General features: G+C 54.2%; 16 protein-coding genes. 3 read left to right on the top strand and 13 right to left on the bottom strand.

Annotated features, from left to right (window positions below; genetic code table 11):
* Positions 1-35: 35 nt before the first annotated feature.
* The 9 genes from OGX90_RS22335 to OGX90_RS22295 form a co-directional block, all read right to left on the bottom strand.
* Positions 36-830: a TraB/GumN family protein gene (locus OGX90_RS22335; protein ID WP_060682642.1), complete on the bottom strand. Its 795-nt coding sequence runs from the start codon at positions 828-830 to the stop codon at positions 36-38.
* A gap of 152 nt (positions 831-982) precedes the next feature.
* Positions 983-3,484 (bottom strand): copper-exporting P-type ATPase CopA, encoded by a 2,502-nt coding sequence (gene copA, locus OGX90_RS22330; RefSeq protein ID WP_032942557.1) that lies wholly within the window; start codon positions 3,482-3,484, stop codon positions 983-985.
* 147 nt (positions 3,485-3,631) lie between these two features.
* Positions 3,632-4,402 carry a heme ABC transporter ATP-binding protein gene (locus OGX90_RS22325; RefSeq protein WP_048235959.1) on the bottom strand — a complete coding sequence of 257 codons (771 nt, stop codon included), beginning with the start codon at positions 4,400-4,402 and terminating at the stop codon, positions 3,632-3,634.
* The gene (locus tag OGX90_RS22320) at positions 4,399-5,391 is read right to left on the bottom strand and encodes a FecCD family ABC transporter permease (RefSeq protein WP_048235958.1); all 993 of its coding nucleotides are present in this window, start codon (positions 5,389-5,391) and stop codon (positions 4,399-4,401) included. The genes OGX90_RS22325 and OGX90_RS22320 overlap by 4 nt, the downstream gene beginning before the upstream one ends.
* Positions 5,392-5,442: 51 nt before the next feature.
* Entirely contained in the window at positions 5,443-6,066 is a 624-nt protein-coding gene (chuY, locus tag OGX90_RS22315; protein WP_032942560.1) for an anaerobilin reductase, read from the bottom strand.
* Positions 6,066-6,560: a heme utilization cystosolic carrier protein HutX gene (hutX, locus tag OGX90_RS22310; RefSeq protein WP_128612066.1), complete on the bottom strand. Its 495-nt coding sequence runs from the start codon at positions 6,558-6,560 to the stop codon at positions 6,066-6,068. The genes chuY and hutX overlap by 1 nt, the downstream gene beginning before the upstream one ends.
* A 12-nt stretch (positions 6,561-6,572) precedes the next feature.
* Positions 6,573-7,910, bottom strand: coding sequence for a heme anaerobic degradation radical SAM methyltransferase ChuW/HutW (hutW, locus tag OGX90_RS22305; RefSeq protein WP_128612065.1), 1,338 nt, complete (start codon positions 7,908-7,910; stop codon positions 6,573-6,575).
* Between the two features lie 18 nt (positions 7,911-7,928).
* Entirely contained in the window at positions 7,929-8,753 is an 825-nt protein-coding gene (locus OGX90_RS22300) for a heme/hemin ABC transporter substrate-binding protein (RefSeq protein WP_103284821.1), read from the bottom strand.
* 2 nt (positions 8,754-8,755) lie between these two features.
* Positions 8,756-10,900, bottom strand: coding sequence for a TonB-dependent receptor plug domain-containing protein (locus OGX90_RS22295; RefSeq protein WP_234692812.1), 2,145 nt, complete (start codon positions 10,898-10,900; stop codon positions 8,756-8,758).
* A gap of 290 nt (positions 10,901-11,190) precedes the next feature.
* Between OGX90_RS22295 and cueR the strand changes: the two genes are divergently transcribed.
* Positions 11,191-11,601 carry a Cu(I)-responsive transcriptional regulator gene (cueR, locus tag OGX90_RS22290; RefSeq protein ID WP_008783984.1) on the top strand — a complete coding sequence of 137 codons (411 nt, stop codon included), beginning with the start codon at positions 11,191-11,193 and terminating at the stop codon, positions 11,599-11,601.
* Here cueR and OGX90_RS22285 read toward each other — a convergent pair.
* The 4 genes from OGX90_RS22285 to OGX90_RS22270 are packed head-to-tail and all read right to left on the bottom strand — an operon-like array spanning position 11,598 to position 15,820.
* Complete coding sequence (locus OGX90_RS22285) at positions 11,598-12,314, bottom strand: DUF3142 domain-containing protein (protein ID WP_020996569.1); 717 nt, start codon at positions 12,312-12,314, stop codon at positions 11,598-11,600. The genes cueR and OGX90_RS22285 overlap by 4 nt on opposite strands.
* Positions 12,284-14,428, bottom strand: a complete 2,145-nt coding sequence (locus OGX90_RS22280; RefSeq protein ID WP_234692813.1) for a PA5441 family protein — start codon at positions 14,426-14,428, stop codon at positions 12,284-12,286. The genes OGX90_RS22285 and OGX90_RS22280 overlap by 31 nt, the downstream gene beginning before the upstream one ends.
* 19 nt (positions 14,429-14,447) lie before the next feature.
* Entirely contained in the window at positions 14,448-14,906 is a 459-nt protein-coding gene (locus tag OGX90_RS22275) for an NfeD family protein (RefSeq protein ID WP_048235951.1), read from the bottom strand.
* Positions 14,903-15,820: an SPFH domain-containing protein gene (locus OGX90_RS22270; RefSeq protein WP_003831073.1), complete on the bottom strand. Its 918-nt coding sequence runs from the start codon at positions 15,818-15,820 to the stop codon at positions 14,903-14,905. The genes OGX90_RS22275 and OGX90_RS22270 overlap by 4 nt, the downstream gene beginning before the upstream one ends.
* Positions 15,821-15,953: 133 nt before the next feature.
* On the opposite strand from OGX90_RS22270, the gene fetA reads away from it, so the two are divergent.
* A complete protein-coding gene (gene fetA / locus OGX90_RS22265) occupies positions 15,954-16,631 on the top strand; it encodes an iron efflux ABC transporter ATP-binding subunit FetA (protein WP_234692814.1) in 678 nt (225 codons plus the stop codon).
* A complete protein-coding gene (gene fetB / locus OGX90_RS22260) occupies positions 16,618-17,397 on the top strand; it encodes an iron efflux ABC transporter permease subunit FetB (RefSeq protein WP_008783989.1) in 780 nt (259 codons plus the stop codon). Before fetA ends, fetB begins: the two co-directional genes overlap by 14 nt.
* The last annotated feature ends 34 nt before the right edge of the window (positions 17,398-17,431 follow it).

Raw genomic sequence — 17,431 nt, 5'->3', positions numbered from 1 at the left:
CTTTGACGGGCCAATAGAAATATTGGCCATTTTTTTTACCGTAACATCTCCGGCAAATTTCCCTCTCCGTACAGATGTAGCGCGCCAACGGCCACGACGTAATGACCAGCAGGCATCGCCCTGAGCCGATCGCGCCAGGCTGTGTTGCGTTGATGCATCAATACGTCATACAACGACTGGCTAAAGGTATTGGGAAGCGCCAGTTCGCTATTGCGTGGCGGTGTTTTAAGCCACCAGCCCATCATCTGTTGCAACAATCTGGCATTGGTATGCCAGTGCGTCAGAGTATCGTCCAACAGAGCCAGTCCGTTATCAGGCAACTGACATAACAGCTCGATTTGACTGGATGCGCCCTCCAGTTCGATAACGGGTTTATGCGCTTGTTTTGCCGCTTTCAGCAATTGGTAATCAATCCCGTATTCTGCCCGTAGACCCAACTGCTGTGCCTGTGTCGCCTGTAATACCATGGCGATTTGCCACAACGGCTGAGTAGATAACAGCGATGGGGAAATACCCAGTTCGTTGGTGACTTTACGCAGGTTTTCTAACTGCTCCGGGCTGATACGTTCTTCAAGTGCGGCAAATGTAGGAAGGTTAGCAAACGGCGCGTCGTCACCGGAAACATCCGCTTCGACAATCAGCGCGTCGGCATGGTTGAGTTTTTTGAGTAATTTGGCAGGCAGAGGTGCCATATCGCGACTGCCCATGTGAATACTGCCAATCAGATGAAAATGGCGGTTGCCGGGCAATGAAATGTCGATGGCAGGCCAGGTATAGTGGTTGCCGCGTAGCGCGGTGAAAAATGTTTTTACCCGGTATAACAGATCCATACGACCCCCTAAGTAGACTTTCATGCTAGCGCGTGGTCCAGGAAGGTGCAATGCGAGAATCGCCGGATGGCGACGCGAAATCGTCTTATCCAGCCTACAATGTTACCTGCACTTTGTAGGCCGGATAAGCGTGAGCGCCATGCGGCAGGGGGTTACTCTTTCGGTTTGAAGCGCAGCAGTCGGTTAGCGTTGCTCACCACAGTAATGGAGGAGAGCGCCATCGCCGCCCCGGCAACGACTGGATTCAGCAGTGTTCCGGTGAACGGCCACAGGATCCCCGCGGCAACGGGAATACCGATGCTGTTATAAATAAACGCGCCGACCAGGTTCTGCTTCATATTACGCAACGTTGCCCGGGAGATAGACAGCGCATCCGCGACGCCCATCAGGCTATGGCGCATCAGCGTAATCGCGGCGGTTTCAATCGCCACATCGCTGCCGCCACCCATGGCAATCCCTACATCTGCCTGAGCCAGCGCAGGTGCATCGTTGATACCGTCACCCACCATGGCAACCTGACGCCCCTGGCTTTGCAGACGTTTAATCGCCTCGGCTTTACCGTCCGGCAGAACACCGGCAATCACCTCATCAATACCGGCTTCTTTGGCAATAGCGTTAGCCGTGGTCGGGTTGTCACCGGTAAGCATCACCAGACGATACCCGTTGCGGTGCAGACGCTGAAGTGCTGCCACGCTGTCGCTACGCAGTGGATCACGCACCGCTAACAGCGCCGCCGCTTTACCATCAATCGCCAACAGAACCGGGGTTGACCCCTGGGATGCCTGAGCGGTGATTTCAGCTTCCATTTCAGTGGTATCTACCTGTTGCTCATTGAGCAGCGCCTGGTTGCCCAGCAGCAGCGTATGACCTTCCGTTTCACCGCTTACGCCTAAACCGCGCAGCGTACGGAAACCATTGACCTGTGGCAGCGTAACATCACCGGCTTTGTCCAGTATCGCTCTGGCCAGCGGGTGACTGGACCCCTGTTCAAGGGCTGCTGCCAGACGAATTGCCAGTGCTTCATCGGTGTTGCCAAACGTTTTGATGGCGACAACCTGCGGTTTACCTTCAGTCAATGTCCCGGTTTTATCAAAAACGACGGTATCAAGCGTACTGGCGCGCTGAAGCGCATCGGCATCACGTACCAGAACCCCAAACTCAGCAGCACGACCCACACCGGAAATAATCGACATTGGTGTAGCCAGGCCCAGCGCACAAGGGCAGGCAATAATCAGTACGGTAGTGGCAATCACCAGCGTATAAACAATTTGTGGTGCCGGCCCGAAGAAATACCAGATTGCCGCACTCACCAGCGCAATGACGACGACGACCGGAACGAACACTGAGGAGATACGGTCGGCTAGTTTACCAATCTCCGGTTTACTGCTTTGCGCCTGGCGCACCATACGAATAATGCGTGACAGCGTGGTATGGCTGCCAACGGCACTGGCGCGGAACAGCACGCTGCCATCCTGTACGACCGTACCGGCGTGGACGCTATCGCCTTCGCCTTTTTGTTGCGGAATAGGCTCTCCGGTCAGCATGGCTTCATCCAGCCAGGCTTCTCCCTGAGTGATTTCGCCATCTACCGGAACGCGGTCACCGGTGGTCAGGCGCAGCAACATTCCCGCCTGAACGTCTGCCAGCGGCACGTTCTTTTCACCTTCGTCGGTAACAACACGCGCGGTCGGCGGCGTCAGATCGAGTAATTTTTCCAGTGCTTTGGACGAACGCTGGCGAGCCCGCGCTTCCAGCATGTGCCCGAGGTTAATCAGACCGATAATCATCGCACTGGCTTCATAATAGAGGTGTCGCGCTTCCATCGGGAACCATTGCGGCCAGAGGTTGACGCTCATGGAATAAAGCCATGCCACCCCCGTACCCAGCGCCACCAGCGTATCCATAGTCGCGGTGCCGTTCATCAGGCTTTTCCACGCGTTGCGGTAAAAATGACCGCCCGCGAAAACCATCACGGCAAGCGTTGCCAGACCAATCGTCAGCCACAGGCTGCGGTTGTCGGCAGTGACCATCATGTTTTCGCCAATCATTCCCCATACCATGACAGGGATACCCAACAGCAGCGCGACGGCCGCCTGCCAGCGAAAACGTTTCATGGTTGCTACGGCGGTTTCTTGCTGACGCTCGCGGCGCTTAACATCATCTTCAATGGCTTCTGCGCCGTAGCCCGCTTTTTCCACCGCTTTCACTAACTGGTCGGCGGACGCACTGCCCATTACCAGCGCAGTACGTTCCGCCAGGTTTACCCGTGCCTGCGTGACACCCGGTACGCTTTGCAGAGCATCTTGTACGCGGATAACACAGCTGGCGCAGCTCATGCCGTTTAACAGCAACTGTTGGCTGTCATCATCAGCCGTAGCTGCCGGAAGCTCGGAAGGGACCGCTGCCAGTGCTTCCGACGGGATTGATGACTCCGTCAGCGGTTTAGCCTTTGGGTGGCTTAACTCCGCGCCGTAACCGGCTTGTTTAATGGTTTCAATCAGCGCTTCAGCACTGGCGCTCCCGGTGATGTGCGCTTCAGTCACAGTGACATCCGCTTGCTCAACGTCCGGGCGTTGCTCCAGACTTTCTTTAACGCGTTTTACGCAGTGACCACAGGACAAGCCGTCCAGGGTTAGATCGATTGTTTGAGACATAACCAACTCCTTTATTGCAGGATTAACTGACTGTGATAAAGGTTAAACCTTCCATCTGGGGGAAGGTCAAGGGAGTTTTTAGAAAAGGTGCAAAAAGGGCGTAAAGGAAGAAAAACGGGAACGTCAGGTCAGCACGTTCCCGGTCTGTTATTGATTGAGAACGATAAGCGGCGTTCGATGCTGCGGTTCATTCATCACCGTGAGATCGGCGCCGTACAGTGCATTTAGTGACGATTGCTGCAGAACATCCTGCGGACGACCGTTATCAACTATCCTGCCGCGTTCCATCAATACAACGCGGTCAGCATAGCGCGCCGCAAGGTTGAGATCGTGCAGGACGCAGCAGACGCTGAACTGTCGTTCACCTACCAGACGACGCAGCAGACGAAAAAGATGCTGTTGGTGGTGAATATCCAGGGCGGAGGTGGGTTCATCGAGAAACAACCATTTTGGCCTGGGTTCGGGCTCCCAAAGTTGAACCAGCAGACGCGCCAGCTGTACCCGCTGTTGTTCTCCTCCCGACAGATGCCGGTAATCGCGCGCGGCCAGCGCCTGGCAGTCACACAACGTCATGATGTGCTCCGTTTCATCGCCCGTGTTGCGCGTACGATACGGATGCCTGCCCATGCGGATGACCTCCTGCACGCTAAACGGGAAGGCCATATGACTGTTCTGGCGCATCACGGCACGGGTTTTTGCCAGCTCGGTGATTGACCACTCGTTCAGCGGCTTGCCAAACAAGCTACAACGCCCGCTGTGGGGCTGCAGATAGCCCGTAAGCTGGCGAAGCAGCGTCGATTTTCCGGCCCCATTCGGGCCAAGAATCGCGATGATTTCTCCATCAGGTAGCGTCACGGAAACGTCATCTGTCAGTCGTCTGCCCTGAATGTGGTAGACCAGATTTTCAGCGACGATCATGACATCCTCCGGCTACGCAGTATTAACCACAGGAAATACGGTCCACCGATCAGGCTGGTTAACAGACCAACGGGCATTTCGGCAGGCTGAACAAGTGTGCGGGCCAGCGTGTCGGCAATCAGAAGTAAACAGGCGCCGGCCAACGTAGAGCAAGGAATCAACCAGCGATGATCGGCGCCGGTAGTCATTCTGATCAGATGCGGGATCACCAGGCCAATAAAGCCAATCACGCCGCTGACGGAAACGGCAGCGCCAACCAGGAGCGAGCTGAGCAACAGTAACTGCTGGCGCTTACGTTTGACGTTTACGCCGAGGTAATGCGCCTCTTCATCACCCAACTGCAGCAAATTAAGCGTTCCCGCCATACAGACGGTGACTGCAATGGCTGGAAGAACAAACGTGCTGGCAACCAGCAGCGTTGGCCACTGGGCCTGGCCGAGATTCCCCATCATCCACAGCGTAAGTTGACGTAGCTGCTGTTCGTCGCCCACATAGCTCAGCACACCAATAGCCGAACCGCACAGAGCATTGATAGCGATACCTGCTAACAGTAGTTGCATCATTCCGCCGTGGTTATGACGCTGACTTATCAGGAAAATAATCGTGCAGACCACCATGCTGCCCGCGACGGCAAAAATCATCTGCTCATACAACACCAGCACTACGGGGAATGAAAATGGGATAACTATCGCGATGCCGACCATCAGCGCGGAGCCGCTGCTGACGCCAAGCAGGCCGGGATCGGCCATTGGATTGCGAAAAAGTCCCTGCATAATGACCCCTGCCGTAGCCAGCGCAGCACCGACCAAAACGGCCAGCAGTACGCGGGGCAGGCGGATGTTCAACCAGATATCTCGGTATTCGTCGTTGAACAGGGCGCTGAAGCTAATGTTCAACGCCCCCTGGCTGGCACCGAACAGCATCAGAGCGACCAGCAAGAGAGAAAGGCCCGTCAGAATGCTGACGGAAGAAAGCGAGTCCTTAAGCACGCAACGCTCCATAACGTCTTTGCGGCGCGAAGTTTCCGCGCCGCGAGGGGTTTACGCGGGTTTCAGTCCCGGCTCAACTAAACTGTAAATCTGGTTATTGAGTGTCGGCGCCGTGGCCAGTTCGTGAATGTGCCTGGCAACATCCGCGCGCATCACAAAGCCATGACACTCCTCGGCCTGTATGCGTTGCGCCAGACCTGTGGCTTCACCATTCAGCAAACCGCCGGGGCGGAGAATGGCGTAGTCCAGTAGACTGGTTTGTAGCCAGCTTTCAGCCAACGATTTTTCCCGTACGGCCTGGCCAAATGCGGCCCTGGCGCGTGGGGACAAAAAGGGCCAACTGTCGCCACAGCCCAGAGAGGTAACCAGAATCATGCGTTTGATCTCAGCTTTTTCTGCTTCATCAATGACGGTTCTGTGCGCCAGATAATCCTGGGCACCGCCCATGGAGGAGATCACCGTGGCATGCTGACCCGCTGCACGACAGGCGCAGGCGGTGACCTGGCTGTCGCAGGCGTCGCCAATAAAGACCTGCACACCTTTTTCCTGCAGCCCGGCAGCAACCTGGGGATTGCGAACGACAGCAATCAACGGACGATGCTCCGCCAGTGCGAGCTCCAGCGTTTTCGCGCCGACGCCGCTTCCACCTGCACCAAAAATAAGCCATGGAGCCATCAGGCATGTTCCTTTAAAGATGAAGACAACGTGTGAAAGGCGCTGACCTGTTCGGCCAGCAGCTGTCGATGCTCATCGCGACCGAGGAAAATTTTGAACATAGCGCTACCCGCCTGGTTGAAGAAGAGAATGGACGCAGTGTCCATTCCCATAAATTTGCGTTCAATCAGGGCAATATGCGTGCAGTTTTCTGCCTTGATATGACCGGTCATGCCTTTTTTGCCGCGCAGGTTGAAGTAACCGTGGCGGTGGAATCCGGAAGGTAATTCACCGGTGAATTCCAGAATGACATCAGCAGTATGGACCAGGGTGGTGACTTTGCCCCATTCGCAGACGGTTTCCCAGACGGTATCAAATTGACTGCCGGAAACCAGCGTTGGGGAAGGGAGTTTTTTCACCACCTCCAGCAATGTAGTGTTGTACTGGGCTGCGATAGCTTCCAGCGTACCGTCCGGCTCAGTTTTCAAAAAATCCTGTAAAGAGACATGGCTCATTATTCACTCCTTTTATGGTTGCTCTACCGCAATGCGCGGCGCGTTAAGTTCCTGAATCAGTTCATCAAGAGACTGCAAAATATTGCTCGCCCAAAAACGCCCTTCATTGGTCAGGCGTACACAGGTGCTGGCATCTCGCGTCAGTCCTGCGTGATGCCATTGGGTCAGTAGCGGGGCCAGTTTTTGTGCATGAGGCGTCAGCTCATCCAGCGGAACGCGGGCCGTCTCAATACCAGCCTGGAGAGTGTGTCGCCACTGGAAACCACGCTCGGCGGTGCGCATCATCATCATTAGCGGTTTTTTTCCGGCGGCGATAGATTCATGCCATGTATTCAGGTTGCGCTCGACCATCCAGGAATAGCCATTGACTGACCCTCCTGCGCCAGAGCCGAATGCCAGACAGTCTGCACCCTGTTTAATCAGCAGGTTGTACAGATTGCGTTCCCGTGTGGTACGCGCCCAGTGGCTGTTGCTGATGCAGCGCCAGCCCGCGCTGTCCATGAAATCGCAGCCCTGAAGATAGAGATCGCGGCGTTCGGCGGGAGAGGGAACGGTTGTGCGCCCGGTTTCAACCGCTTTGCCAAGCGGTGTATTAGGGATCAGATTCAGCGCATAAAGATCTACGCCATCGAGGCCGATGTCGCGGGCAATCGCCAGATCCTCGCCCCACAGTTTTGCGTCTTGTCCTGGCAGACCAAACAGCAGATCGCACACCACGGCGGCACGATCTCGTTTTACCAGTCCCTGCATAAAGGCCGTCGCGGTCGGGCCGTCCGAAGTACGCGCCATTTTCTTGCGGATTCGGCTGTTAAAAGACTGAATACCGATTGAAAATCTATTGGCGCCAGCGTCAAGGCAGGCATCAATTCGCGCATCGTCAAAATTGAGCACCCGTCCCTCAATGGTGATTTCGCAGTCCGGCGCCAACGGTAGCTTGTCACGCAGCGCGGTAATGATTCTGGCCAGGTCCTGTGCAGACAGCGCAGAAGGCGTACCGCCGCCAAAATAGACGGCGTGAATGGGGGCTGACTGATGTAATGCGCTATCAGCTTCCATCTCTATTTCGCGCAACAGCGCGTTGGTGTAGCGGGCGCAGTTGTCTTCTTCAAATCGGTTTTGATAAAAACCGCAGAAAGTACAATGTGTTGCACAAAAAGGAATATGCAAGTACACCAGCCGTTTACGCGGTGGGGTTGGCTGGTTGATGACCTCCTGCCAGGTCTGTGACAATAGCTCTTTGGCAACCGGGATCGCCCCACGCCAGGGCATCGTGGCGCGGCGATCCTTAAATGGCTGACTTCCCTCGAGCGCAAAATGCGCGGTGAGATCCAGCGAATGTTCAGTTTTCATTCTTCTTAATAAATCCAGTTAGTGAGGCCAGAATTGCTGGTGCAGGGCTTCAACCGCATCGGCGACGCGTGGTCCCATTCCCAGAATCAGCGCCTGGTCTACCGCCACAATGCGCTGGTTTTTCCAGGCCGCAGTGTGGGTAATACCGGCAATCGCGCTCAGGCGAGCCAGACCGCCATCGACCATTTGCGACGTCACCACGATCACCTCCGGGTTGGCGGCGATCAGTGACTCCGCGCTGTAGCTTTTATACTGCGCATGGGTGGCGACATTTTGTGCGCCTGCGAGGGTCATAATGGCATCGGCAACGCTGCCTTTTCCGGCGATCTGAGGTGCGCTGCCGCCAGCAGAGAGAATGAACATGGCTTTGACCGGCGCGTTTTTCGCCGCCACGCTGTGCTTAATACGCTCCAGACGTTGCTGCAGGCGATTGACTAGCGCCTCACCTTGGTCAGGAATGTGCAGTGTTGTAGCCAGTTCTTGAATGTTGGCGTACATCTGTTCGACGGTGGCCGGTACGCGCGGCAACGTCACGACGTTAACCTTTTGCGCCCGCAACTGATCCAACACGATTTGGGGACCTGCATCCTGCCAGGTGATAAAGCTGTCCGGATGGAGCGACAAAATGCCCTCGCTGCTTAACTGCTTCCAGTAGCCGATATGCGGGAGTGCGGCAGTTTCGGGCGGATACGAGGTGGTTTCATCAACGCCAACCACCAGGTTGCCGACGCCCATGGCGTATACCAGTTCACTAAGCGAGCCGCCCGCCACCACCAGGCGGTCGGCGGACTGGGCACTGAAAACGCAGGCGAGGCTCAGTAAGCCAATCATGAGCTTTTTCATCGTCAGAAATTCCACGCAAAGCCAACGGCGGCATTGAAACCAGCATCTGGAATAGATTCATGTGCGGTTCTGTAACGCTTATCGGTCAGGTTGTTGAGCGCGAGGTTGACCTGATACTGGTCCTGCGGACCGAACTCGGTGTTGAATGCGAGGTTAAGTGTGGCCCAGCCTGGGTAGTTGATTTCCGTGGTGCCGGTATTATCTTTAGCGCTGGACGCCGCGCGGATAAAGGCATCGGACGTCACGTTAGCGACATTCATCAACCAGGTATGTTTCAGGCCGACACGCCCGGTCAGCGTGGGTTCGCCGGTATCCCAGGTTTTTAGGGTATTGCCTTCGTACTGACGGCGAATGAGATTACCGCTCAGGTAAGGTGAAACCGCCCAGCCGTTGTATTCTGCGGTGAGTTCCATGCCCCAGGTTTTGGCCCGATCGATGTTTTCGTAGTAGTAATAGCCGCCCCGTGAAGAGGTGGTATTACCGCTGCAAACGGGTTGGCCTGAACAGGCCAGGCTGGCGATATAGTCTTTGGCTTCGGAGTAATAAATGGCGCCGTCAATCAGCCACATATTCCCTTTATACCGTGCGCCCAGCTCATAGTTATTCGAGTGTTCCGCCTTCAGGTTTGGGTTGCCGTAGGTCACGCTTCCGCCTGCGGACGTCTGCATAAACAGCTGAGTCAGCGTGGGGAAAACATAGCCCTGGGCATATGCTGCCCGGAGTTCAAGATCTTTAAAACCGGAATAGCGTAGGCTGGTTGAGGTCACCAGTTCATCATCGTGTACTGAATTTCCCCCGGTGGAATGCCAGGTGCTGCCGCTGCTTTGCAGGGTTTGCGTATCGTTGCGATTGAGCTTCGAAGACAGCCAGTACTGGCGTGCGCCTACGGTCCAGGTCCAGTCATCGGCAAAGCGCCAGTCGTTTTGCGCGAACAATGAGGTGTTGCTTTGCTCCGCTTCGTTGTATGACAGGGTGCGGGTTTGCGTATCGAAGAAGCCGGTAGCTGCGGTCTGGCGCGTACTGCCGTCCGTGTCCTGTTTGATTTTGTCATGCTGATATTGAGTGCCAATCACCAGCTCGTTGTTCGCGGGAAGGGCGAAATTGCCCTGCAGCGTTACCCCCTGGGTATACTGTTTGTCGTTGGTATTGGTTTGATTGTTTATCGTCAGCGCTTTAATCGCCGGGCTGGGGATTACCTGAGTCGTTTTGACCCGGTTTTCAAATTTGCGCTCTATTGTCTGGGTGTATGCGTCAACATGGATTTTCTTCAGGTAATCCCCGCCAGCCGCGTAGTCGTAGAAAAGACCGATTTTCTCGCGTTCCAGCTTAGGTATTTTGACGCTAAAGTCGTCGAACTGGCCCTCTGGATCGTCAAACCAGGTTTGAGTAGACAGTTTGTAACGATCGAGGGAGAGTCCGATTTTATGGCGATCGAAATTGTAGCCAAGCCACACGCCCTGGCCGTTATTACGGAAATTGGTGTCGGGCAATCTCCCGTCAGGCGTATCGCGGTCCCCCTGGTCGGAGTAGCTGCCATTGATGCGGTAGTCAAAGTTTCCGATGCTGCCCCAGGCTGCTGCTGATTCTTCCCATCCTGCCGTTGCCGAGTTATAAACGGCCTTAACGCTGCCGCCGAGAGGCTTATCGCCGCCTTTTTTGGTAATAAAGTTTACGACACCGCCAATCGCCTGCGAACCGTAAAGGACAGAGTAGGGGCCTTTTACTACTTCAATCCGTTCCAGCGCGGATTCGTCAATCAGCAAACCGGCCCCGTAGTTTTGCCCGGCGCGCTGGTAGCTGACGACCTGGCCGTCGATCAAAATCAGCACCCGCGAAGAGGCTTCGCCACGGATACGAATTTGTTTCCGGCCAGCGAGGGCGTTATCGGTGACTTCGACGCCGGGAATATCTTGTAAATCATCAGCAATAGAAACGCTGGTGGAGTTTTGCAGCGTCTGGCGATCGATAACCTGAATAGTTGCCGGGCTATCCCAGAGACTACTTTCAGAGCGGTTAGCCGTGACGATCACCGTATCATCGTCGGGCGTTGAAGCGTGTGTTGTAGAGGTAGCTGCAGAAGCAGCGCCGGACATGCATAATGTCAGGGCTGAAAGAATAAATGGCCTTTGGTTAATCCGTGGCAACATAAGAGAACCTTTATTAAATGTAAATGATCATCATTATCATTCGCATTTGTATATAAAAATGTTTCCCTTTGTTCAATATGAAAGATGCATAACCAATATATCTTTTGATTTGAGTCAATTTTGTACGGTCAATAAATACTGAAATGTGATCTGTATCGGGTATAACAATGTGAATAGAAAGGATTTATTCATCTCTTTGTTGGCTTATAATGTGCAGATTTCTCGGGTAAATGATTACGGCAATCTGGGCTATAATGTGGCTCAGCACCAACAAGCACCGCGGGGGAAATGTGAATATTAGCGATGTTGCGAAAAAAACCGGTTTAACCAGCAAAGCCATTCGCTTTTATGAAGAGAAAGGACTGGTGACGCCGCCGCTGCGTAGTGACAATGGCTATCGCACTTACAACCAACAGCATCTGAATGAACTGACGTTGCTGCGTCAGGCGCGGCAGGTTGGATTTAATCTGGAAGAGTGCGGCGAGCTGGTAAACCTGTTTAACGATCCGGCGCGTCACAGCGCGGATGTGAAAAAGCGCACCCTGGAAAAGGTGGCGGATATTGAGCGGCATATCAGTGAGCTGCAGGCCATGCGCTTGCATTTACTGGCGCTGGCGGACAGTTGCCCGGGTGATGACAGCGCTGAATGTCCTATTATGGATAATCTCTCCGGCTGCTGCCATCACAAAGCGAAGGCTTAACGGCGAGAAGGATTAAGCATAAACACCACCGTACCGCGGTACCACGGAGATTTCTCAAGCTGCGCTTCAGCCAGTGGATCTCGGCTACCGTTTTGCACCAGTCCCAGCTTAAATGGAATGCGCAGGCGGCTCAGCGCGGGTAGATACGCCTGATAATTCGTCACCGTGTGACGCCCCTGATAGCTTTGCACCACCAGTTCATCGACCGCCAACGCGTTCAGCGTAGCGACGTCGCCCGTTTTTGCCCAATCCAGTAGTCCGGTTACGCCTAGCGCAAACTCGGCCGGGAGCTGTTGGCGCAGTTGCTGCAGAAAGCGGGCGTAGTCGGTCAGTTGATGGGTCGCTGCGTCAAAATCAACCTGCAGGCCGACGACGTTATTCCCGGCGGTCTGCCAGCGCTGCATCAACCGTATGATACGCGCCGGGATCTCTTCCGGTACGTCGAGGGTTGTAAAGCGCACGGTCAGCCAGATTGAGGGAAAAGACAGACGACTGACCGGCAGTCCGAGGCGCTGGAACACCACGTTACCGGAACGAACCATTACCTCGCCCTGGTGCAGATAAACCGTTTGCGCGTCTTTCAGCTCGTCACTGGCTTTCACCCCAGACCACAGCCAGAAGGCTGAATGTTCACGGGCGGCGACGATATCCGCCGCCTGTGCCTGGCCGAGAAGCAGTGCGGTTACCAGTAATATTTGAGTTTTTGCGCCCACGGGCTTCCCGGATACTGCGTTTTCAGTTGGGTGAACCAGCCCTTACGCTGCAATTTGTCCACGTCTTCTCCGCCACATTCGTTAGCGCCTGATGGCGCATAGCACATGATGGCGCGATACAGCGCGAAGCTCTTATCTTCGACTTCCGCGGTGGGTGAGGTGATTACCTGCTGGTAGTAGCTCTGTCTGTCGAACTGGCCGAACGGTTTCTTACGCGAAATAGCTGATTCAAGCACGTCGTTGCCAGCGCTGTTTTTCCACAGGTCGACATGTGTTTGCGTGGTGCGGAAGAATTCGCCAAGGCAGTTCAGCGCGTGAGCATCATCCGCTTTTTTGCTCAATACCGTTACCGTTTCATTGAGGCTGCGGCACGTATAACCCGCCTGCGCCGTGTCGCCATTCCAGTCGAATATGCTCAGGTTAACGTCAGCAAACGCTTCGCCAATGACCGGTGATGTAATCGCGCTGGCCAGTTTTCTGTCAGTAAGCCAGTCGCCAAAACGATTCTCTGTAAGATCCCGCACCAGCAGCGTATGCAACGCAATGGTACGCTCTTCGTTATTCGGGCCATGAACGGCCTGCTGGCGCAGCAGTTCTGGCGTGGCCTGCGTTTTCAGCACCTGCGAACGAAAGCGCAGGTTGGTCACCGCGCTATTCGGTGCGAAAACCGCTGCCACGTCGCCGCTATACACCAGCGTGGCGGCAAGCTTAGCCTGTACATATTGCTGCTGTTCGTTATCCTGGCTGAGTTTTAACAACTGCTGCCAGAAATCGCGCGCCTCGGCCCATTTTTTCTGGCCCATCAACGCTTCGCCGTACAGCACCTGTTCGCTGAAGGCGAGGGTATCGTGAGCAGCAAGTTTCTGCGCTGGCGTAACTGCCTGAATAATTGCCGCGTAGTTGCCCGTTGCCAGCCACAGATTCAGTTGCAGATCGCGCCATAGCGGCAGTTTTTGGCTTTGTTCAAACACCGGTTTGCTGGCGTCGAGCTGTGCCTGCGTCAGCGTCGGTTTGTTATTGTTATCCAGGCGCAGCGCGCGTAGTAGCTCGATATAGCTGACTCGCGGCGCGTCGGGGAAGGCCTCAACGACGGACTGGTCGTAGAACGCCATGCCATAGACATTATCGTATTCGATGACATTTTCGCGCAGTTGATGTGCGTCAGCCGACTGCTGAAGCGTCTGTTCATACAACCCGGCTAACTGCGGCCATGACTGTAAATACCAGTTGATGCGACGCAACATGCCTCGTGAAGAGTCAGCGTAGAGTCCTTGGGGAAAACGCTGCAGATAGGCCTGCGCCAACTCTTGAGCCTGAGTGGCATCCTCGCGATTAATTTTCGCAATATCAAAATCGCCGTACTCGCCCACGCTGTTCTGACTGCTCTTGTTCAACGCCGTGCGCATCAGCATGTATTGCGCGGTCTCTGCCAGCCACGGACGGTCGCTTGTAGCAAGCTGAGTGAAATCCCGTTCGGCACTGGCATAATCACCGGCATAGAAACTGGCTGCTGCTGCCAGATAGCTTTTATAGGGCAGAGCTTGAGAATCTGCCGGGAAGGTGGCAAGAGAAGACTCAATTTGCTCGCGGGTTGCTCCGGAAAGCAGTCCTGTACGCGCCTGGGCTAAGGCCTGACGCTGTTCCGCTGTTAATGTGGAATCGGCCAACAGCGCGGCAAAAAAGGCGCTAACGCTCTCGGCGTTATTCGAAACATGACGGTTCTCTAGCTCAGCGTCATTGATGTTTATTTCGTCGGCGCTAATGTTCAGCTCGGCCATCTGTCGGGAGAGAGGGCTGTCCGCGGCGGATGCCTGAGCTGCCGCTGTTTGCGGGGCAGCCTCATCCCATTGCGGGTGATAGGCAAAATAGAAATCGCGGGAGCGAGTGATGTCTGCGGGCATCGACTGCACGGGCAGAGCAAATGATTTTTCCTGGCTCAGCAGCCGCAGCAGGTTGTCGCGGCTGTCGTTTTCAGGGTTAAAGGTCGGCGTTCCCTTCAGCAGGCAGCTGTCGTCGCTCCATTTGCAGTCTTCCATATCGAACGAAGCGAATGCCTGCGGGGCGGCGGTCAGCAATGTGCAAAGGGCAAAGGCAAGGGGTGTCTTCCTGACCATAGTCTTATTTCCTGTCTTTTTAGTGTGATACCGCTTTTATAATCAGGGTGATTCCCTCAACGGCAATGACTTCAACCTGCGTTCCGGCGCTCAAATCGTCACGGGCGCTAACGGGCCAGGAACTGTCGCCGACGCGCATATGTCCGCGACCATTGACCAGGTTAGTTTCCAGAGTAAATCGACGGCCAACTAACTGTTGTCCACGTTGGTTAAGATGGCTATCGGCCGGCTGCTGTTCCTGAACGCGTCTTGCCAGCCACTTCCACCACAGCCAGGCCGCCAGCAGGGTGAGGGCAGCGAACATTGCCCCCTGCCACGCCCAGTCTAGTGGAACGAGCCAGATGACCAGACCGGTAATCACCGCTGCCACGCCGCTCCACAGCAGATAGCCGTTGCCGCCCAGCATCTCGGCGGCCAGTAACAGACCACCGAGGCTGAGCCAGAAGATATGCGGGTGCACCAGAATCATCGCTATCATGATTTTTTCCGCTCGCTGGCGCTGTCCTTAACCAGTTCGGCGATCCCGGCAATGGAACCCATCAGGCTGCTGGCATCCAGCGGCATCATCACCACTTTGCTGTTATTCGACGAGCCGATATGCTGCAGCGCTTCAGTGTATTTCTGTGCCACGAAGTAGTTCACGGCCTGAATATCCCCGGCGGCAATGGCTTCAGACACCATCTGTGTTGCGCGGGCTTCTGCTTCTGCGGAACGTTCACGCGCTTCAGCCTGTAAAAATGCGGACTGACGTTCACCTTCCGCGATGAGGATTTTCGACTGCTTCTCACCTTCGGCCTTGACGATTTCCGCCTGGCGGATCCCTTCGGCTTCCAGAATGTAGGCGCGCTTGGTACGTTCGGCTTTCATCTGCGCGTTCATGGCGTCAATCAGTTCCGCCGGTGGACGCACGTCACGAATCTCAATACGGGTGATTTTGATGCCCCAGGGATTGGTGGCCTCATCAACAATATGCAGCAGGCGCGTGTTGATGTTGTCACGCTGGGAGAGCATTTCATCGAGCTCCATCGAGCCGAGAACAGTACGAATGTTGGTCATGGTCAGGTTGATGATCGCCAGTTCCAGGTTGCTGACTTCATACGCGGCTTTCGGCGCATCGATCACCTGAATAAAGCACACAGCATCAATCGAGACGTTGGCGTTATCTTTGGAGATGACTTCCTGAGAGGGGATATCAAGCACCTGTTCCATCATATTGATCTTACGACCAATGCGGTCCATGAACGGTACAACAAGGCTTAAACCCGGTTGCAGGGTTTTGGTGTAACGGCCAAAACGCTCTACCGTCCACTGATATCCCTGCGGGACGATTTTGACGCCTGCGCCGACGATCACCAGCGCGACAAAAATAAGAATAGGAATAAAAATGAGCATTGATGAAACCTCCTGTTGTGCTGTCCTTTACTGCCTCATTAGTCAAATTATACCCGATTTATCAAGGTGGGCTCCCCTATAATAAATTACAGGGATAGACTATCTGCACGAAAGATGTAAAAAGGGATTGGTAATGGAAGAAAGCAGCATTCTGCTTCAGTTAAAAAATGTCGCATGGCAGGCAGGGGCGACGCAGGTTCTTAATAACATCTGTTTTGATCTCCACGCCGGAGAATTTAAGCTGATTACCGGCCAGTCCGGCTGCGGTAAAAGCACGTTACTCAAGATTGTGGCGTCGTTAATAAGTCCGACTGGTGGTGAGATTCTCTTTGAGGGTAAAGAGATAAATACCCTCAAGCCGGAAACGTATCGCCAGCAGGTCTCTTATTGCGCGCAAACGCCCGCTTTGTTTGGTGACACCGTTTACGACAATCTCATTTTCCCCTGGCAAATTCGCGACAAACGTCCGGATCCGGATGTGTTTCTGGCCGATCTGGCCCGCTTTGAGTTACCCGAGACGATCCTCAAAAAAAATATCAATGAGCTATCCGGCGGCGAAAAGCAGCGCGTCTCGTTAATTCGTAATTTGCAGTTTCTGCCGAAAATTCTGCTGCTTGATGAAATCACCAGCGCGCTGGATGAATCCAACAAGCGTAATGTGAACGAATTAATTCACCACTATGTTCGCGATAAGAATATTGCTGTGCTGTGGGTGACGCATGACAAAGATGAAATTGATCATGCGGATAACGTCATAACCCTTCAACCGCACGCCGGTGAAATGCAGGAAGTAAGTAATGAACGAGCATAATATTACCAATGAATCCCTGGCGTTAGCGATGATGCTGGTGGTGGTCGCGATACTGATCAGCAACAAAGAAAAGCTGGCGCTGGAAAAAGATATTCTCTGGAGCGTTTGCCGGGCAGTGGTTCAGCTTATTATCGTGGGCTACGTGCTGAAATATATTTTCGGCGTCAACCATAGCATTCTGACCTTATTGATGGTGCTGTTTATCTGCTTTAACGCGGCCTATAACGCGCAAAAACGCAGTAAATATATTGATAAAGCTTTTCTCTCGTCGTTTATTGCTATTACGGTGGGAGCGGGGCTAACGCTTTCGGTGCTGGTTCTTTCAGGCTCTATCGAGTTCACGCCGATGCAGGTCATCCCGATCTCCGGCATGATTGCAGGCAATGCGATGGTGGCGGTGGGGCTGTGTTACAACAATTTGGGGCAGAGGTTTAACAGCGAGCAGCAGCAAATTCAGGAAAAACTCAGCCTCGGCGCAACGCCGAAGGTGGCTTCTGCACCGCTTATTCGCGACAGCATTCGCGCCTCGCTGATCCCGACGATTGATTCAGCGAAGACCGTGGGGCTGGTGAGTTTACCGGGAATGATGTCAGGATTGATCTTTGCAGGTATTGACCCGGTAAAAGCGATTAAGTATCAGATTATGGTGACGTTTATGCTGCTATCAACCGCCAGCCTGTCGACCATTATCGCCTGCTACTTAACCTATCGAAAATTCTATAACTCACGTCACCAATTAGTGGTAACGCCATTAAAGAAACCGTGATGTGATGCCGTATGGCGGCTACCGCCATATCCGG

The organism is Citrobacter sp. Cpo012, assembly GCF_030333015.1.
Lineage (GTDB): Bacteria > Pseudomonadota > Gammaproteobacteria > Enterobacterales > Enterobacteriaceae > Citrobacter > Citrobacter portucalensis.
Note: the sequence above shows the minus strand (reverse complement) of the source record. Positions and strands in the feature narration are given on the sequence as shown.